This window comes from Comamonas denitrificans, from assembly GCF_017368815.1.
Lineage (GTDB): Bacteria > Pseudomonadota > Gammaproteobacteria > Burkholderiales > Burkholderiaceae_C > Comamonas > Comamonas denitrificans.
On record NZ_JAFNME010000005.1, the window covers coordinates 49,878 to 68,991 of the forward strand.

General features: G+C 60.3%; 15 protein-coding genes. 5 read left to right on the forward strand and 10 right to left on the reverse strand.

Annotation, left to right across the window (positions count from 1 at the left end; all coding sequences use genetic code 11):
* Positions 1-114: 114 nt before the first annotated feature.
* Both J1777_RS03510 and J1777_RS03515 read right to left on the reverse strand, forming a co-directional pair.
* Positions 115-456, reverse strand: coding sequence for a hypothetical protein (locus J1777_RS03510; protein WP_207574452.1), 342 nt, complete (start codon positions 454-456; stop codon positions 115-117).
* Entirely contained in the window at positions 453-1,898 is a 1,446-nt protein-coding gene (locus J1777_RS03515) for a leucyl aminopeptidase (RefSeq protein ID WP_207574453.1), read from the reverse strand. Before J1777_RS03515 ends, J1777_RS03510 begins: the two co-directional genes overlap by 4 nt.
* Positions 1,899-1,922: 24 nt before the next feature.
* Between J1777_RS03515 and lptF the strand changes: the two genes are divergently transcribed.
* The 4 genes from lptF to J1777_RS03535 all read left to right on the forward strand — a co-directional run bounded on the left by lptF (position 1,923) and on the right by J1777_RS03535 (position 6,323).
* The gene (lptF, locus tag J1777_RS03520) at positions 1,923-3,044 is read left to right on the forward strand and encodes an LPS export ABC transporter permease LptF (RefSeq protein WP_207574454.1); all 1,122 of its coding nucleotides are present in this window, start codon (positions 1,923-1,925) and stop codon (positions 3,042-3,044) included.
* A complete protein-coding gene (lptG, locus tag J1777_RS03525; RefSeq protein WP_207574455.1) occupies positions 3,041-4,153 on the forward strand; it encodes an LPS export ABC transporter permease LptG in 1,113 nt (370 codons plus the stop codon). The genes lptF and lptG overlap by 4 nt, the downstream gene beginning before the upstream one ends.
* A 70-nt stretch (positions 4,154-4,223) precedes the next feature.
* Positions 4,224-5,165 carry a CysB family HTH-type transcriptional regulator gene (locus tag J1777_RS03530; protein ID WP_207574456.1) on the forward strand — a complete coding sequence of 314 codons (942 nt, stop codon included), beginning with the start codon at positions 4,224-4,226 and terminating at the stop codon, positions 5,163-5,165.
* 3 nt (positions 5,166-5,168) lie between these two features.
* On the forward strand, positions 5,169-6,323 hold the full coding sequence (locus J1777_RS03535) for a pyridoxal phosphate-dependent aminotransferase (RefSeq protein WP_207574457.1): 1,155 nt from the start codon (positions 5,169-5,171) through the stop codon (positions 6,321-6,323).
* Between the two features lie 118 nt (positions 6,324-6,441).
* Here the strand turns inward: J1777_RS03535 and murI are convergent, their stop codons facing one another.
* From murI to J1777_RS03555, 4 genes are all read right to left on the reverse strand, one after another.
* Complete coding sequence (gene murI, locus J1777_RS03540; protein WP_207574458.1) at positions 6,442-7,296, reverse strand: glutamate racemase; 855 nt, start codon at positions 7,294-7,296, stop codon at positions 6,442-6,444.
* 179 nt (positions 7,297-7,475) lie between these two features.
* Complete coding sequence (locus J1777_RS03545) at positions 7,476-8,147, reverse strand: c-type cytochrome (protein WP_207574459.1); 672 nt, start codon at positions 8,145-8,147, stop codon at positions 7,476-7,478.
* A 155-nt stretch (positions 8,148-8,302) separates the two neighbouring features.
* Positions 8,303-8,617: a helix-turn-helix domain-containing protein gene (locus J1777_RS03550; protein ID WP_207574460.1), complete on the reverse strand. Its 315-nt coding sequence runs from the start codon at positions 8,615-8,617 to the stop codon at positions 8,303-8,305.
* A 191-nt stretch (positions 8,618-8,808) separates the two neighbouring features.
* Positions 8,809-10,368 carry a fumarate hydratase gene (locus tag J1777_RS03555; protein ID WP_207574461.1) on the reverse strand — a complete coding sequence of 520 codons (1,560 nt, stop codon included), beginning with the start codon at positions 10,366-10,368 and terminating at the stop codon, positions 8,809-8,811.
* Positions 10,369-10,564: 196 nt separating this feature from the next.
* Between J1777_RS03555 and fumC the strand changes: the two genes are divergently transcribed.
* Positions 10,565-11,956: a class II fumarate hydratase gene (gene fumC / locus J1777_RS03560; RefSeq protein ID WP_207574462.1), complete on the forward strand. Its 1,392-nt coding sequence runs from the start codon at positions 10,565-10,567 to the stop codon at positions 11,954-11,956.
* Positions 11,957-11,996: 40 nt separating this feature from the next.
* Here fumC and J1777_RS03565 read toward each other — a convergent pair whose 3' ends face one another.
* The 4 genes from J1777_RS03565 to carA all read right to left on the reverse strand — a co-directional run bounded on the left by J1777_RS03565 (position 11,997) and on the right by carA (position 19,042).
* Positions 11,997-13,748 carry an amidohydrolase gene (locus tag J1777_RS03565; protein ID WP_207574463.1) on the reverse strand — a complete coding sequence of 584 codons (1,752 nt, stop codon included), beginning with the start codon at positions 13,746-13,748 and terminating at the stop codon, positions 11,997-11,999.
* A gap of 251 nt (positions 13,749-13,999) precedes the next feature.
* Complete coding sequence (gene greA, locus J1777_RS03570) at positions 14,000-14,476, reverse strand: transcription elongation factor GreA (RefSeq protein WP_207574464.1); 477 nt, start codon at positions 14,474-14,476, stop codon at positions 14,000-14,002.
* Between the two features lie 142 nt (positions 14,477-14,618).
* Complete coding sequence (gene carB / locus J1777_RS03575; RefSeq protein WP_207574465.1) at positions 14,619-17,867, reverse strand: carbamoyl-phosphate synthase large subunit; 3,249 nt, start codon at positions 17,865-17,867, stop codon at positions 14,619-14,621.
* Positions 17,867-19,042, reverse strand: a complete 1,176-nt coding sequence (gene carA, locus J1777_RS03580; protein ID WP_207574466.1) for a glutamine-hydrolyzing carbamoyl-phosphate synthase small subunit — start codon at positions 19,040-19,042, stop codon at positions 17,867-17,869. Before carA ends, carB begins: the two co-directional genes overlap by 1 nt.
* Positions 19,043-19,114: the final 72 nt, after the last annotated feature.

A 19,114-nucleotide genomic window follows, 5' to 3' on the forward strand; every position in this document is an offset into this window, starting at 1 on the left:
CGATGAAAAGCCAATTAAGTAGCTATTGCCGCAGGTGTTTATTCAAATTCAGGTGTTTTTAACCCTGAAAATCAATAAACACCTGCGGTAAAAGCTATAAAAAATCAGTGGCTTTTACTCCGGGTCGGAACGCTCAAAGAAGCGATGGCGCTGCGCTTGCAAGGTGTTTTTGATTTCGGCACGGATTTCCACCTCCAGCTGGCGCAGGTGGCTGGCAACCAAGGCATTGATGCGCTCCTCCAGTTGCTCTTGCAGCAGTTTTTTTGGTGGCCCTGCCGTGGGGTGGGCCACCGATGTGTCCACTGCCGCCACTGCCGCCTCGATCGGTGGGGCGGCCAGTGGTTCTGGCCCGCGCTGCTGCCCCACGGGCCCAGGCACAGGCTCAAGCACGGGCTCCACCGCCTGGGTCAGGGTTGGCACAAAGCGGGGGGGCTGCTTTTGCGGGTAGTGGCTCATGCTGCGCGCTGAAGCAAATAGTGCAGCAACAAGGCCACTGGACGGCCCGTAGCGCCTTTGGCCGCGCCTTCTTTCCAGGCTGTGCCGGCAATGTCCAAATGCGCCCACGGTGCATCACCGACAAAGCGCTGCAAGAACTTGGCGGCGGTGATCGACCCACCAGCGCGGCCTGCGACGTTGCCCACGTCGGCAAAATTGCTTTTCAGCCCCTCGCCGTAATCCTCATCCAGCGGCATGCGCCAGCATAGATCCAAGGCCTGCTCACCAGCCGTTTGCAATTGGCTGGCCAGCGTATCTTCGCTGGCGTACAGGCCGCTGCGGATGCCGCCCAGAGCAATCACGCATGCGCCGGTTAGTGTGGCAATGTCGATCAAGGCGGCGGGTTTGAAGCGCTGGGCATAGGTCAAGGCGTCGCACAGCACCAAGCGGCCTTCGGCATCGGTGTTCAGGATTTCAATGGTCTGCCCGCTCATGCTGGTGACCACGTCACCGGGTTTGATCGCTGCGCCATCGGGCATGTTTTCGCAGGCGGGGATCAAGCCGACCACATTGATGGCCGGCTGCAACTGCGCCAAGGCGGTAAACACCCCCAGCACGCTGGCCGCGCCGCACATGTCGAATTTCATTTCGTCCATGGCTGCAGCCGGTTTGATGCTGATGCCACCGGTATCAAAGGTGATGCCCTTGCCGACCAGCACCACGGGGGCCTCGGTTTTGGCGGCCCCTTGGTAGTGCAGTTCGATCAATTGCAAGGGCTCTTTGGAGCCTTGGGCTACGGCCATAAAGGCCTGCATGCCCAGCTTGGCCACTTCTTTGGGGCCGTGAATTTTGCAGCGCATATTCTCGGCCTTGCCCAGCGCCTGGGCCACCTCGGCCAAGTGGCTGGGGGTGGCGTGGTTGGCGGGGCGATTGCCCCATTCTTTGGCGGTGGTTTGCCCGGCAGCAATGGCTTGGCCCAGGGTGAAAGCGGCCTCAGCAGCGCGTTTATTGGGCACGCCCAGGGTCAGTTTTTTGATGGCGGGGACTTTGGCCGAGGGCTTGGTGTGCTGGTAGTGGTAGAGCGCTTCGTGCAGAGCTTGTACGGCAATGGCCACGTCAGGCGCATCTAAAGCGCTTAAACACAGCGCAGCGTGCTCTACTGCTGGCGCTTTGAGCGCGCTGGCTGCCCCCAGCAAGGCGCTGCGCAGCTCTTTGGCGCTGCCTTGCCCGGTGCCCAGCACCAGCACGCGACGGGCTTTGATGCCCGCGATTTGGTAGGCCTGCAGCTGGCTGCCCGCTTCGGTGGAGGCATCCTTATGGGCGATGGCGGCGGCCAGCCATTGCGGCAAAACCTCTTGTTGTGCGGAAAAATCGCCACTTTGGCTGCTGATAGGCACGATCAGCAAATCACATTTCAGCGCTGCGGCCGCGCTAAGGCTTAAAGCTTTGAGTTCAAAGTTCATAATCGGGGTTTTCCTTTTTTGCCAATGTTATTCGATTCATCCATACGCAAAGAGCTCTCGCGCAGCTTTGGTGCCACGCTGTTGGTGCTGATTACTGTGGTGATGACCATGATGCTGATCCGCATGCTGGGCCAAGCGGCCAAGGGCGTTATCAGCCCCGCAGATGTGCTGCTGATTATGGGCTTTACCGTGCTGGGGTATCTGGCCACGATTTTGACGCTCAGTTTGTTCGTGGCCATGGTCTCCACCCTCTCGCGCATGTACCGCGACAGCGAAATGGCCATTTGGATGAGCAGCGGCCAAGGGTTGCTGGCGCTGCTGCGGCCGTTTTTGCGCTTTTCTTGGCCCATTTTGCTGGCCGTGCTGGGGCTGTCGGTATTGGCTTGGCCATGGAGCAATAGCCAAGTTTTGCAATTGCGCACCCAGTTTGAGCAACGCAGTGACTTGGACCGCATTGCCCCCGGCGAATTTCAAGAATCGGCCGATGGCAGCCGGGTCTTTTTCATTGACAAAGAAAAACTCAGTGCTGAATCGGCCAGCAACGTCTTCATTGTTGAAAACCGCCCGGATCAAGAGATTGTGACTTCGGCCCAATCGGCCCATTTAGCGGTACAAGATGGCCTGCGCTATGCCATCTTAGAAAATGGCCAGCGCGTTGAAACCCAGCCCAGCACCCAAACCACCAAATCCACCCAATTTGCGCGTTACCAGGTGCTGCTCAAGGCAGAAAGCACCACGCAGGCCGGATTGAGCGTGCGCGCCCTGCCCACCATGGCCCTGTTCAGCGCAGCAGAGGCGCAACACCACGGTGAGCTGGCCTGGCGACTGAGCCAGCCTTTGCTGGGCCTGAGTTTGATTTTCTTGGCGCTGGCCATTACGCGCGTCAATCCCCGGGTGGGCAAAAGCAGCAGTTTGATGCTGGCCCTGCTGGCCTTCGTGGTTTATTACAACTTGGTCAATGCCGGGCAAAGCTGGGTGGCTGCGGGCCGGGTGAATATGTGGGTGTTTTTAATCGCGCTGCATGGCAGCGTTTTGCTGCTGGGGGTGGGCGGGCTGCTGATGCGCCACCAACAAACCACCCTGGGCCAACTCCTGGGGGCCTGGCTGGGCCGTGGCACGGCAGGCAAAACCGGAGAGGCCGCATGAAGATTTTTCGCCGTTTGATTTACAAAGAAGTCCTCAGCGCCGTCACGTTTGTCTCGCTGGGGTTTTTAGCGCTGTTTTTCTTTTTTGACCTGCTCGATGAAATGCGCAGCGTAGGCCGTGCCCCGGGCTACACCCTGGGCTATGCGCTGATGGCGGTGGCGTTTGAAATTCCCAATCACCTGTACGAGTTGCTGCCCATCACGGTGCTGATTGGCACGATTTTTGTCATGGCCCGGTTGGCCCAAAGCTCGGAGTTCACCATCATGCGCACCAGCGGCCTGGGGCCTTGGCGTGCGCTGGGCACGATGGTGTTGCTGGGGCTGGGCTTTGTGCTGTTTACCGGGTTTTTGGGCGACTACGTTGCGCCAGCGGCCCAGCGCTTGGCCTTGCAAGCGCAGGCCAAGTATTTAGGCAGCAGCAAATCGACCGGCAGCACGGGCGCTTGGCTCAAAGAGCGCAGCGCCGATGGGCACATGCTGGCGGTGAATATTCGCGCCATTGATGCCAATGGCCGCTTGGGCCCGGTGCGGATTTTTGCGTTTGATGCGGCCGGCCGCATGCACCAGCAGCTGCACGCCAGCGATGGGCAGGTGCATGCCGAAGCCGGAGTTTGGGAGCTGAACGCGGTGCAGTACAGCCAGTTTTCATACGATAGTGCTGGAGAAATGGCGCAAGTAAAGCGCGAGCAGCTCCCAAGTTTTAGCTTTTACACCAGCATTACCGGCGACATGGCCCTGGCCGCAGCGCACAAGCCCGACCACATGCCCATGCTGGAGCTGTGGCGCTTTGCCCAGCACCTCAAGGCCAACGATCAATCGGCGCAAAAGTACGAAATGGCCTTCTGGCGCAAAGTGTTCTACCCCTTGAGCTGCCTGGTGATGGTGGTGCTGGCCCTGCCCTTTGCCTATTTGCACTTTCGCTCGGGCGGGATTGCCGGCTATGTGTTTGGCGGCGTGATGGCGGGGATCAGCTTTTTTCTGCTGAACAACGTCTTTGGCTACGCCGGCAGTTTGCAAAACTGGTCGCCGCTGTGGAGCGCTGCGGCACCGGGGCTGACGTATTCGGTGCTGTCCCTGGCGGCCTTTGGCTGGTTGGTACTTAGACGATAAAACAACAGCGCAGTCAATCCTATATGCAAATAGATCATAATGACGCGCAGTTTTATTGTTTGCGTACCTTATGAACCTCCATCAATTTCGCTTTGTGCAAGAGGCCGTGCGCCGCAACCTGAATTTAACGGAAGCGGCCAAGGCCCTGCACACCTCGCAGCCCGGTGTTTCCAAAGCCATCATCGAGCTGGAAGAAGAACTGGGCGTGGACATCTTCGCCCGCCACGGCAAGCGCTTAAAGCGCGTGACCGAACCCGGCGAGCATGTGCTGCAAAGCGTGGCCATCATCATGCGCGAGGTGGGCAACCTCAAGCGCATTGGCGAGCAATTCAGCGCCCAGGACAGCGGCACCCTGAGCATCGCCACCACCCACACCCAGGCGCGTTACGTGCTGCCGCATGCGGTGGCCAAGCTGCGCAGCAGCTACCCCAAAGTCCACATCAGCCTGCACCAGGCTACCCCACACGAAGTGGCCCGCATGGTGCTGGACGAGCAAGCCGAAATCGGCATGGCCACCGAATCCTTGGCCGACTACCCCGACCTGGTCACCCTGCCCTGCTACGAGTGGGAGCACGTGCTGGTGGTGCCGCCCAGCCATCCGCTGGCCACCAAGGAGCGCATCGGCCTGGACGATTTGGCCATTGAGCCGCTCATTACCTACCACCCCTCATTCACCGGCCGCAACAAAATTGACGCCGCCTTTGCCGCCCGCCAGCTGCATCCGCGCGTGGTGCTGGAGGCGATCGACTCCGACGTGATCAAAACCTACGTGCGCCTGGGCCTGGGCGTGGGCATCGTGGCCGAAATGGCCATGCGCGAAGACCCCGGCGTTGATCTGGTCGCCCGCCCGCTGGGCCATTTGTTTGGCCAAAGCGTGGCCCGCGTGGCCTTCAAGCGCGGGGCCTACCTGCGCAACTTTGTCTATAAATTTGCCGAAACCTTGAGCGACCGCTTAAGCCGCGACCTGATCGTTCGCGCCATGCAAGGCGAACCCAGCGACTACAGCCTGTAACCCATGACTGCCACCCCCTCCTTCCCCAGCCGCCTGCCCCAAGTGGGCACCACCATCTTCAGCACCATGTCTGCCCTGGCGCAGCAGCACCAGGCCGTCAATCTTGGCCAAGGCTTCCCCGACTTTGGCTGCGATCCACGCCTGCTGCACGCCGTCACCGATGCCATGCAAGCCGGGCACAACCAATACGCCCCCATGCCCGGCATCGCCGCACTGCGCCAGGCCGTCAGCGACAAAATGCAGGCCCTGTACGGCCGCCGCTACAACGCCGATAGCGAAATCACCGTCACCGCCGGGGCCACCCAGGGCATTCTCACCGCCATCCTCGCCTGCACCCAGCCCGGCGACGAAGTCATCGTGCTCGACCCCTGCTACGACAGCTACGTGCCCAACATCGAACTGGCCGGTGCCACCGCCGTGCGCGTGCCACTCACCCCCGGCAGCTTTGCACCGGACTTTGCCAAAATCGCCGCCGCGCTAACCCCGCGCACGCGCCTGCTCATCATCAACACCCCGCACAACCCCAGCGCCACCGTCTGGAGCGATGCGCAAATGCGCCAGTTGGAGGATTTACTCGCCCCCACCAACGTGCTGCTGCTCAGCGATGAGGTGTACGAGCACATGGTCTTTGACGGCCAGCCGCACCAAAGCGTTGCCCGCTTCCCCGGCCTGGCCGCGCGCGCCTTTATCGTCTCCAGCTTTGGCAAAACCTACCACGTCACCGGCTGGAAAGTGGGCACCATCGCCGCCCCGGCCGCGCTCATGGCCGAGTTTCGCAAAGTCCACCAATTCAACGTCTTTAGCGTAAACACCCCCATGCAAGCAGCCCTGGCCAGCTACATGGCCGACCCCGCGCCCTACCTGGAGCTGCCCGCCTTCTACCAACGCAAGCGCGATCTGTTTTTGCACGGCCTGCAAGCCACCCGCCTCAAGCCCTTGCCCACACGCGGCACCTACTTTCAGTGCGTGGACATTTCTGCGGTCACCGACCTGCCCGAGGCCGACTTCTGCCGCTGGCTGGTGCAAGAAATCGGCGTGGCCGCCATCCCACTCTCTGCCTTTTATGGCGACGGCTTTGACCAACAAGTGGTGCGCTTTTGCTTTGCCAAAGAAGATGCCACGCTACTGGCCGCGCTGGAGCGCTTGAAGAAGCTGTAGCGATAGCTGCTTACGCTGGTATTTAAAGGGTTTCATGGCTTTATTGCTTTGAAACCCTTTGTTTTTGTGCGCTGAAGGCTATGGAAGTCTTGGGCATGGCCTACAGCAGGGGGGCGGGCTACACCAGCGCCTGCGCTACGCTGCAGCAGTTGGCAGGCAGGCCCAGCCAGCGCTGGGCGGCCGCTTGCAGCGCCGGGAGCTGGCCCGTGGTGAAAAGCTGCATGGCTGCAGTGGTAGTGCCCGGTGGCGGGGGGGCAAGCAGCTGGCCTTGCTGCAGCAGGCGCTGGGTTTGCTGGGCCACGGCTTTGCCGGTATCCAGCAGGTGTACGTGCGGGCCGACCAGGCGCTGCAGCACGGGCCGGGCAAACACGTAGTGGGTGCAGCCCAAAACCAGGGTGTCCATGTGTCCAGAATTTGGACCAAATGGGCCTAAAGCGCTTATGTAGCGTGCGCAGAGTGCTTCTATTTCTGCCAAGTTTCCGTCGGCCTGCCAGGTGCTGGCTTCAATGGCTTGGGCCAGGCCATCGCAGGCTTGCACGTGCCAATGCACTTGCTGGCCATGGGTGTGCAGCAGGTTTTGAAAACGGCTACTGCCCACCGTGCCGCGCGTGGCGATAACGCCGACATGGCCGGTGCCCGTTTGCAGTGCGGCGGGTTTGATGGCCGGCTCCACCCCGACCAGGGGCAATTGGGGCCAAAGGGCACGCAGGTGGCCAATGGCGGCAGCGGTGGCGGTGTTGCAGGCCACCACCAATAATTTGATGGTGTGGTGCTTGAGCAGGTAGTCGGCAATTGCGGCGCAGCGCTGTTGCACAAAAGCATCACCACGCTCGCCGTAGGGGGCGTGGCCGCTGTCTGCGACGTAGATGCAGGGCTCGTGCGGCAATGCCGCGCGCAGGGCTTGCAAGACGCTCAGGCCGCCAATGCCGCTGTCAAAAATTCCAATGGGTGCCATGCCAGAGGCTGTTTGCATACTCAAAACGTCCAATTGCGAAGGGGTGAAGTATGCACCTTGGCGCGGCTGGCAAATGGGGGGAATGGGGAAATGAGGGGGTGCCGAGGGGCCGGGCAGTAGTGGCTGCCGGCCCGGCTTGGGGCACAGGGCGTAAAGCAGTTTTTGCAGCAGTTTTTGCAGCGGTTTGAGAGCTGGCTTTAGGGCAGTGCCGCAACGTAGGCGGCGACAGCTTTCATGTCGGCCTCGCTCATGCCTTGGGTGATGCTTTCCATTTCGGGGTTGGAGCGAATGCCGTCCCTCTTCTTAAAGTGTTGGAGTGTGGCCAGCACATACCCTGGGTGTTGCCCAGCCAGGCGGGGCATGTGAGCGGTGCCCCGGGCATCGGCACCGTGGCAGGCGACGCACACTTTGCCAAAGTACTGTTTGCCTTTTTCGACCAAGGCAGCGGATTGAGTGGGCTGCGGCTCGACGGCTTGCGCGGCGTAAAACAGGGACATGCCGACGATTTCATCAACGCTCAGGGCTTTGAGCACGCCCTGCATAAAGGTATCGCGGCGGCGGCCGTCGATGTATTTGCGGGACTGCTCAATCAGGTAGTCCGAGTTTTGCCCAGCCAGCACGGGGATTTCTTCGGTATTGCTATGCCCTTTGTCGCCGTGGCAGTTGGCGCAGACAGCGGCGACTTTGCGGCCCAGGACGAAGAGTTTTTTTTCTAACTCCGGATTGGTGCGTGCCGCTTGCATCCTGTCATGAATGGGGCCGGTGCCTACAGCAGGTGCCTGGGCATACGCGCAAGTGGCAATGAAAGTGGCCGACAGCGCTGCCACTGGCAGCCGAAAAAAACGAGACACCCGCAATTTCTGGTTCATGACAATGCTTTATCAAAACAAACCGAAAGATCATAGGGGCAAGCGCTGCGCATCCCACGCAATGCACGACCAAAATAGTCGCGCTTTCAAAAAAGAGGGATGAAAAAACCGCCCGAAGGCGGCAGTTAGTTGGTAGGGAATAAGGCAGCGCTGGCTTAGACGGCCGCCAGACGCTTGACCGTGTCGGGATACTTTTTAACCAACCGCATGATGAGTGCGGCCTGGGCGTTGGGCTTGGCCCGGCCTTGCTCCCAGTTTTCCAGGGTGCGAGGGTTGGTGCGCAGATAGCGGGCGAACACAGCGCGGGACAGTCCCAGGCGATCGCGCAGGGAAACGATTTCGGCTGCTTCGATTTTTACTTCAGGCCTGATCTGCACCTCATGGGTACGCAAAGTGCGCTTGCCGGTGCGCTGCTCTTTCAGGGCCTCAAAGCCTTCGGTCAGTTCTGCAAAGATGTCGCGTTTGGTCATTGTCGGGCCTCCAGTTCTGCCTTGAGCATGGTCTTGAGCGCAGCCTTTTGCTTGGGGCTCAAGTCGTCTAGTTCGTGTTTGTCGTAGAGGGTAAAGAGCCAGAATTGGTTCTTGCCATCCCATCGATTGCGTATAGATTACAAAGAATGAAAAAACCGCCCGAAGGCGGTTTTTCTGCACAGGCCAGTGGTTTACGCGCTCTTGCGTTTTGTCACTGAAAACTCGCCGCTGGCAATGCGCTGCTGCCACTGGGCTGGGCCGGTGATGTGGGCGCTGGTGCCGCCGGCATCTACGGCCACGGTGACGGGCATATCGACCACGTCAAATTCGTAGATGGCTTCCATGCCTAAGTCTTCAAAGGCCAGCACTTTGGCGTGCTTGATGGCCTTGGACACCAAGTAGGCGGCGCCGCCCACGGCCATGAGGTAGGCGCTTTGGTTGTCTTTGATGGCTTCGATGGCGACCGGGCCGCGTTCGGATTTGCCGATCATGGCAATCAGGCCGGTTTGCTCCAGCATCATTCGGGTGAATTTGTCCATGCGGGTGGCGGTGGTGGGGCCGGCGGGGCCCACCACTTCATCGCGCACCGGATCGACGGGGCCGACGTAGTAGATCACGCGGTTGGTGAAGTCCACGGGCAGCTTCTCGCCCTTGGCCAGCATGTCTGCAATGCGTTTGTGGGCAGCATCGCGGCCGGTGAGCATTTTGCCGTTCAAGAGCAGGGTTTGGCCGGGCTTCCAGCTGGCGACTTCTTCCTTGGTCAGGGTGTTGAGGTCAATGCGCTTGCTGGTTTCGGTGTTGGGTGTCCATTCCACCTGGGGCCACAGATCGAGGCTGGGCGCTTCCAGGTAAACGGGGCCGCTGCCGTCCATGACAAAGTGGGCGTGGCGCGTGGCTGCGCAGTTGGGGATCATGGCCACGGGTTTGCTGGCCGCGTGCGTGGGGTAGAGCTTGATTTTTACGTCCAGCACGGTCGAGAGGCCGCCCAGGCCCTGCGCCCCAATGCCCAGGGCATTGACTTTTTCGTACAGCTCCAGGCGCAGCTCTTCGACCTGGTCGAGTTTCTCGCCGCGTTCGGCCTTGGCTTGCAGCTCGTACATGTTCAGGTCTTCCATCAGGCTTTCTTTGGCCAGCAGCACGGCTTTTTCTGCTGTGCCGCCCACGCCAATGCCCAGCATGCCCGGCGGACACCAGCCCGCGCCCATTTCAGGCACGGTTTTCAGCACCCAATCCACCAGGTTGTCGCTGGGGTTCATCATGATGACTTTGGACTTGTTCTCGCTGCCGCCGCCTTTGGCCGCGACGGTCACGTCCAGCTTGTCACCCGGGACGATTTGCACGTTGATGATGGCGGGGGTGTTGTCCTTGGTGTTTTTGCGGGCAAACAGCGGGTCGGCCACGACCGAGGCCCGCAAGGTGTTGTCCGGGTTCAGGTAGCCCCGGCGCACGCCTTCGTTGATGGCGTCTTCCAGGCTTTGGTCGGCGGGGAAACCTTCAAAACGCACGTCCATGCCGATTTTCAGGAAGACGTTCACGATGCCGGTGTCTTGGCAAATCGGGCGGTGGCCAAAGGCGGCCATTTTGGAGTTGGTCAAAATCTGCGCCATGGCATCTTTGGCGGCAGCGCTTTGCTCACGCTCATAGGCACGGGCCAGGTGCTGGATGTAGTCGGCCGGGTGGTAGTAGCTGATGTATTGCAGGGAAGCTGCAACAGATTCAACCAAGTCTTGGTAGCGAATGGTGGTAGTCATCGTCTCTCTACGGTCAAAGAAAGCGCTGTGCGCGGGAGGGTATCCCGGGATTATCGGGCCAAGACCCCTACACCCAGCTGACCTGGGCAAGCTCTTATACAAGAGTGGCAAGAGTGGCGCATTGGCTATCGGCCCGTTTGCTGCCCGAGCGCCTGTTGGGCTAGCATGATCGCCATCGCATACAAGGAGTTGCACGATGACCGACACCCGCATGGAATCCGACAGCTTTGGCCCCATCGCCGTCCCGGCGCAGCGCTTGTGGGGAGCGCAAACGCAGCGCTCGCTGATCCACTTTGCCATCAGCGGCGAAAAACAGCCGCGCGAACTGCTGCACGCGCTGGCCCTGGTCAAACGCGCCAGCGCCGCCGTCAATCACAAGCTGGGGCTGCTGGACGAGAAAAAAACCAAAGCCATCATGGCCGCTGCCGATGAGGTGCTGGAGGACAAGCACCCGGAAGAATTCCCCTTGGTGGTCTGGCAAACCGGCTCGGGCACACAAAGCAATATGAACATGAACGAGGTGCTGGCCAACCGCGCCAGCGAGTTGCTGGGCGGCCAGCGCGGCGAAGGGCGGCTGGTTCACCCCAACGATGATGTGAATAAAAGCCAATCAAGCAACGACGTGTTCCCCACCGCCATGCACGTGGCCGCCGTGGTGGCCTTGCAGCAGCGGCTGCTGCCCGCGCTGGAGCTGCTGCGCCAGACGCTGGCGGATAAATCCACCGCATTTGCCGACATCGTCAAAATTGGCCGCACCCACCTGCAAGATGCCACGCCGCTGACGCTGGGGCAGGAAATTTCTGGCTGGGTGGCCCAGCTCAGCCACGGCGCGGCCCATGTGCAAGCCGCCCTGCCCCACCTGAACGAGCTGGCCCTGGGCGGCACGGCCGTGGGCACCGGCCTGAACGCCCCCAAGGGCTACGCCGAAGCGGTGGCCAAAGAACTGGCCCGCCTGACCGGCGAAAACCTGGTCACCGCGCCGAACAAGTTTGAAGCCCTGGCCAGCTGCGATGCCCTGGTACATGCCCACGGCGCTTTAAAAACCCTGGCCGCCAGCCTGATGAAAATCGCCAACGATGTGCGCTGGCTGGCCAGCGGCCCGCGCAGCGGCATTGGCGAAATCCGCATTCCAGAAAACGAGCCCGGCTCGTCCATCATGCCCGGCAAGGTCAATCCCACCCAGTGCGAAGCGCTGACCATGGCCTGCGCCCAGGTGCTGGGCAACGACGTGGCCATCAACGTGGGCGGCTCCAGCGGCAACTTTGAGCTGAACGTTTTTCGGCCCATGGTGGCGCACAACTTTCTGCAAAGCGTGCGCCTGCTGGCCGATGGCATGCGCAGCTTCAACGACCACTGCGCCGTTGGCATTGAGCCCAACCGCGAGCGCATCGACGAACTGGTGGAGCGCTCCCTGATGCTGGTGACGGCGCTGAACCCACACATCGGCTACGACAAGGCCGCCACCATCGCCAAGAAAGCCCACCAAGAAGGCAGCACCCTGCGCGCAGCCGCCATTGCCAGCGGGCACCTAACAGCCCAGCAGTTTGATGCCTGGGTGGTGGCGAAAAATATGGTGGGAAATTTGTAAACAGGTGACAGATAACAGGTGGCGGCAGTGGGCACCGTATTTAGGGTGCTTGGTAGATGATTTGCCCCTCTTTGAGCGTCTGGATGACACGAATGTCCTTGATCGCCATGGGATCAACGGTCAGCGGGTTGTTATCCAAAATCACCAGATCGGCCAATTTTCCAGGCTCTAGCGAGCCCTTGGTGGCCTGCTCACCATGCTGCTCGGCAGCCCACAGCGTCATGGCTTTGAGGCCCTCCAGCGCGGTGATACGCTGGTCCGGGCCAATGGGCACGCCGTCCCGCGAAATCCGATTGACCGCAGACCACAGCATAAACATCTGGTCCAGCGGGGCAACCACCGCGTCCGTGTGGTTGGTCGGGCGCAAGCCCGCATCAATCGCATCACGCATGGGACTGATGTACATGGCTTGCGCTTTGCCACGGTTGTTAATGTGCGCTTGGGCAAAGTAGTAGGTGTGCAGTGTGTAAAAGGACGGGCGAATGTTGTACTGCACAAACTGCCTAATCTGGTCTTTGCGCGCGAACTGCGCGTGAATGGCCGTCACATTGCGCGGCTTGCCCAGATCGGGGGCGGCGGCAAATTCATGCGCTGCGAGCAGGGAATCAATCGCTGCATCGCCATTGACGTGAAAGAGCACTGGCACATTCAAGTCGTACACCTGCTTGAGCGCTTGGTTGATCACCGCCTGCGAAGCAATCAACTGCCCCTTCCAATCCTTTTCGCCGCCCGGCCCGCCCGTGAGGTAGGGGGTGGTGAAGGCAGCGGTTCGCCCTTGCGGGGAGCCGTCAATGGTGATTTTGACCCCACCAATTTTCACCCGCTGCTGGTACTGCCCCCAGCTGGCCACCGGAAACTGGGTGAGGGTATTTTGCAGATCGGTGATGAACGGGTAGGCAACCACATCAATGCTGTTGGCCCCGGCAGCGGCGGCGCGGTAAATGGTTTGCAACGCGCTCAGGTGCGTGGCCCCCTCTTGCGCTGTGGTGATGCCCGCTTGGGCGTACATCTGGTGCGCGGCCTTGGTGCCCTCAATCTCTTGCTGCGGTGTCAGCGGCGCGGCTTTTTCAAATATTGGCAAAAAAGCCGTTTCCATGATCAAACCGTAGGGCTCATTCGTCCCAGGCTTGCGCACGATGATGCCGCCGTCGGGGGTTTGGGTGTCCGCACCAATGCCGTAGAACTTTTGTGCCAAGGTGTTGAGCACCGTGCCGTGCATTGAGACGTGATCCACGCGCACCGGGTGGTTCGGGAAGGCACGATCGAGATCGTCGCGATTGAGCAAACGCCCCTGGGGCATCACCGTATCGTCATAGCCGTAGCCCATGATCATTTCACCAGGCGCAATCTTGCGCTCTAGGGCAAACCGTTGCAGTGCCGCAATGATGCTGGGGACATCTTGGCCCGGCCCTGCCGGTGGCGCGTACAACTTGGCCTGATGGGCCACCGAAAGCGCGTTGATGTAATGGCTGTGGGCATCAATAAAGCTGGGCATCAAGGTTTTTCCGCCAAGATTGACCACCTGGGTGTGGGCCGCTTGGTGGTTTTTTTCGATCTCTGCTTGTGGGCCAACTGCCAAAATTTTCCCATCCCGAATGGCCAGTGCCTGGGCGCTGGGCTGCGCATCGTTGAGGGTGACGATATCGCCGCCCAGGTAAATCACTTGCGCCGCGCCGGAGGGTAAAGCCGACGCTGCCGCCAATGGCGCGGGCTGCTGTGCCAGCGTATGGCAGCCAGCCAGTGCGGCAGCGGCCAAACAGCCAATCAGCACGCGGGGATGCATCAATCTCATGGGTGTCTCCTGGTATTAAATGGCCCAAGCCATCTGGTAATCATTTGCTAATCGTCTGGTAACCGGCCAGGGTACAGCAAAGTGGGCACCCATAAAGCCAAACACCCCAAGGCCAGGTTTGCCCGGCTTTGGGGTGTTGCGAGGGTATAAAAGTATGAATTAAATAGCTTGTTCCGCTTATTTAATAAAGAATTAAAGGCTTTTTAAAGATAAAAGCCTTTAAATTAAAACGCAAACAGCTATCAAATTTATTAAATGTATTTCACCGACACAATTTCGTAGCTGCGCTCGCCGCCGGGGGCCATAACAACGGCCACATCGCCCTCTTCTTTGCCGATCAGGGCGCGGGCAATGGGGCTGGAGACGTTGATCAGGCCAAACTTCAAATCGGCCTCGTCCTCGCCGACGATTTGGTAGGTCACCGCGGTGCCGGTGTCTTCATCTTCCAGATCAACCGTGGCACCAAAAACAATGCGGCCACCGGCATCCAGGGCGGAGGGGTCGATGATCTGCGCGGCCGAGAGCTTGCCCTCCACCTCCATGATGCGGCCTTCGATAAAGCCTTGGCGGTCTTTGGCGGCCTCGTATTCGGCGTTTTCGCTCAAATCGCCTTGGGCACGGGCCTCGGCGATGGCGGCGATCACGGCGGGACGCTCCACGGTTTTCAAGCGCTGCAGTTCTTCTTTGAGCTTTTCAGCGCCACGCTTGGTAATGGGCAGGGTTGCCATAACGAGTTTCTCCACAAATTAAACGCACAAAAGCAAACCGCCGCGCAAGCAATTGACGCGGCGGTTTTCTCAGGTATCGGCGGCTATTATGCCCCGTTTATCGCGTTTTTAGTGCGATGAATTGGCCCGGACGGGCTGGCTTTCAGGCCAGCAGGGCTTGCAGCTCTTGCACCGAAGTGACTTGCAGCGCACCGGCGCGCATGGCCTTCATGCCATCGACGGCGGCTTCGGCACCGAAGATGGTGGTGAAGGTGGTCACGCGCGCAGCCAGAGCGCTGGTGCGGATGGCCCGCGAGTCGGCAATGGCGTTACGGCGGTCTTCCACGGTGTGGATGACCATGGCGATTTCGCCGTTCTTGATCATGTCCACCACGTGGGGGCGGCCCTCGGTCACCTTGTTCACTGCCTGCACCTGCAAACCGGCGGCCGCCAGCGCAGCGGCGGTGCCTTTGGTGGCCACCAGCTCAAAGCCCATGGCCACCAGGTCTTTGGCAACCTGCACAGCACGCGGCTTGTCGGCATTTTTGATGGTCAAAAACACCTTGCCCTGGGTGGGCAGCTGCACGCCAGCGCCCAGCTGGCTTTTCACGAAGGCTTCGCCAAAGGTCTTGCCCACGCCCATGACTTCGCCGGTGGATTTCATCTCGGGGCCGAGGATGGTGTCCACACCGGGGAATTTCACGAACGGGAACACGGCCTCTTTCACGCTGAAGTACGGCGGGGTCACCTCTTTGGTCACGCCCTGGCTGGCCAGCGTTTGGCCGGCCATGCAGCGCGCGGCCACCTTGGCCAGCTGGATGCCCGTGGCCTTGCTGACAAAGGGCACCGTGCGCGAGGCGCGGGGGTTCACTTCCAGCACGTAGATGACGTCGCCGCCCTCGGTTTCCTGGATGGCGAACTGCACGTTCATCAGGCCGACCACGTTCAGGCCAGCAGCCATGGCCGCAGTCTGGCGCTTGATCTCAGCCACGGTTTCGGCCTTGAGGTAGTACGGCGGCAGCGAGCAGGCGGAGTCACCGGAGTGCACGCCCGCTTGTTCGATGTGCTCCATCACGCCGCCGATGAACACCGCGCCGGTATGGTCGCGCACGCAGTCCACATCGCACTCGATGGCGTTGGACAGGAAGTGGTCCAGCAGCACGGGCGAGTCGTTGGAGACCTTCACGGCTTCGCGCATGTAGCGCTCAAGGTCGCGCTGCTCGTGCACGATTTCCATCGCACGGCCACCCAGGACGTAGCTGGGGCGCACCACCAGGGGGTAGCCCAGGGCGGCGGCTTTTTCCAGCGCTTCGGCCTCGGTGCGGGCGGTGGCGTTGGGCGGCTGGCGCAGGTTCAGATCGTGCAGCAGCTTTTGGAAGCGCTCGCGGTCTTCGGCGGCGTCGATCATGTCGGGCGTGGTGCCGATGATCTTCACGCCTTCGCGCTCCAGGCCCAGGGCCAGCTTCAAAGGCGTTTGGCCGCCGTACTGCACGATCACACCTTCGGGCTGCTCCAGATCGACGATTTCCAGCACGTCTTCCAGCGTCAGCGGCTCGAAGTACAAGCGGTCGGAGGTGTCGTAGTCGGTCGACACCGTTTCGGGGTTGCAATTGACCATGATGGTCTCGTAACCGTCTTCGCGCATCGCCAGCGCAGCATGCACGCAGCAATAGTCAAACTCAATGCCCTGGCCGATGCGGTTGGGGCCACCGCCCAGCACCATGATTTTTTTCTTGCTGGTGGGCGCTGCTTCGCACTCTTCGTCATACGTCGAGTACATGTAAGCAGTGTTGGTAGCAAATTCGGCCGCGCAGGTATCCACGCGCTTGTACACGGGGCGCACTTTGAGCGCACGGCGCGCTTCGCGCACGGCTTTTTCGGTGGTGTGCAGCAGCTTGGCCAGACGGCGGTCGGAAAAACCCTTTTGCTTCAAGGTGCGCAGGGTGGCGGCATCCAGCGCTGCCAGGGCCTGCTCGCCCTTGTCGGCATAGAGTTTGTCCAGGTCGAGCTCGATCTTGACGATTTGCTCGATCTGCACCAAGAACCAGCGGTCGATCTTGGTCAGGTCAAACACTTCATCGACCGACAGGCCCATGGCAAACGCATCACCCACGTACCAGATGCGCTCGGGGCCGGGTTCGCCCAGCTCTTTTTCCAGGGTTTCGCGGTCCTGGGTTTTTTCGTTCATGCCGTCCACGCCCACTTCCAGGCCACGCAGGGCTTTTTGGAAGGATTCTTGGAAGGTGCGGCCCATGGCCATCACTTCGCCCACCGACTTCATCTGGGTGGTCAGGCGGTCGTTGGCTGCGGGGAATTTCTCGAAGGCAAAACGTGGGATTTTGGTAACCACATAGTCGATGCTGGGCTCAAACGATGCGGGGGTTGCGCCGCCGGTAATTTCGTTTTTCAGCTCGTCCAGGGTGTAGCCCACGGCCAGCTTGGCCGCCACCTTGGCAATCGGGAAGCCCGTGGCCTTGGAAGCCAGCGCCGAGGAGCGGCTCACGCGCGGGTTCATCTCAATGACGATGACGCGGCCATCCTTGGGGTTGATGGCAAATTGCACGTTGGAGCCGCCCGTGTCCACACCAATTTCGCGCAGCACGGCAATGCTGGCATCGCGCAGGATTTGGTACTCGCGGTCGGTCAGGGTCTGCGCCGGGGCCACGGTGATCGAGTCGCCGGTGTGCACGCCCATTGGGTCGAGGTTTTCGATCGAGCAGATGATGATGCAGTTGTCCGCCTTGTCGCGCACCACTTCCATCTCAAACTCTTTCCAGCCCAGCAGCGATTCTTCAATCAGCAACTCGGTGGTGGGCGAGGCTTCCAGGCCGCGCTTGGCAATGGTTTCAAACTCTTCGGCGTTGTAAGCAATGCCGCCGCCAGTACCGCCCAGGGTGAAGCTGGGGCGAATCACGGTGGGAAAGCCCACGCGCTTTTGCACTTCCCAGGCTTCGTCCATGCTGTGCGCAATGCCCGAGCGGGCCGACTCCAGACCAATTTTGGTCATGGCATCTTTGAACTTCAGGCGGTCTTCGGCCTTGTCGATGGCCTCGGGCTTGGCACCAATCAACTCTACGCCGTATTTGTCCAATACGCCGTGGTGCCACAGGTCCAGGGCGCAGTTCAGCGCCGTTTGTCCGCCCATGGTGGGCAGGATGGCATCCGGGCGCTCTTTGGCAATGATCTGCTCCACCGTCTGCCAAGTGATGGGCTCGATGTAGGTCACGTCCGCCGTGGCCGGGTCGGTCATGATGGTGGCGGGGTTGCTGTTGATCAGGATGACTTTGTAGCCTTCCTCGCGCAGGGCCTTGCAGGCCTGCACGCCGGAATAATCGAACTCGCACGCCTGGCCAATGATGATGGGGCCTGCGCCAATGATCAGAATACTTTTAAGGTCGGTGCGCTTGGGCATTATTTTTTCTCCTGGGTGGCTGCCATGGACGCAGTAAAGCGGTCAAACAAGTGGCCAATGTCGTTGGGGCCGGGCGCCGCTTCCGGGTGGCCCTGAAAGCTGAAGGCAGGCTTGTCCGTGCATTCAAAGCCTTGCAAGGTGCCATCAAACAAGCTGATGTGGGTAGCGCGGACATTGGCAGGCAAAGAGTCGGTGTCCACCGCAAAACCGTGGTTCTGGCTGGTGATACACACATGGCCGTTGGCCAGGGTTTTGACAGGGTGGTTGCCGCCGTGGTGGCCATGCGCCATCTTGAAGGTCTTGGCCCCCAGCGCCAGCGCCATGATTTGGTGCCCCAGGCAAATGCCAAACAAGGGAATGCCTTGCGCCAAGAAGGTCTGCACTGCCGCAATCGCGTAATCGCACGGCTGCGGATCGCCAGGGCCGTTGGAGAGGAAAATACCATCCGGATTGAGCGCCAGCACCTCGGCCGCAGGCGTTTGCGCCGGCACCACCGTCAGCTTGCAGCCGCGGCTAACCAGCATGCGCAAAATGTTGCGCTTGACACCAAAGTCATAGGCCACAACGTGAAAACGCGGGTTTTCCAGCTGGCCAAAGCCCTGGCCCAGCCTCCATTCGGTCTGTTCCCAGGCATAGGCTTCAGGGGTGCTGACCACCTTGGCCAGATCCAGCCCCGCCATGCTGGGGGCGTTTTGCGCGGCAGCGATGGCGGCGGCGATGCGTTCGGGGGTGACCTGCTCACCAGCGGCCAAGCCCACAATGGCACCGTTTTGCGATCCTTTTTCACGCAGCACGCGCGTTAAGCGACGGGTGTCAATATTGGCAATGGCCACCGTGCCTTGGCTGGTCAAAAATTCAGACAAACTTTGCTCGGCACGGAAATTGCTGACGGTCAAGGGCAGATCGCGAATGACCAGTCCAGCGGCCTGCACTTTGGCAGATTCCATGTCTTGCGCATTGACACCGTAGCTGCCAATGTGCGGATAGGTCAAAGTGACGATTTGCTGGCAATAGCTGGGGTCGGTGAGGATTTCTTGATAGCCGGTCATGGCGGTGTTAAACACCACTTCTCCGACGGTAGTCCCTGTGCTACCGATGGAGTTGCCAATAAAGACCGTGCCGTCTGCGAGCGCCAAGATGGCGGAAGGGAACGCTCCCTGAAGAGACAAAAGCACTGGGTTCTCCGAGTTGATTTCGGTTACGCCCAGCGTGTGCTTGACAACCTAGAGTTGTGCGGCAGCTTACAG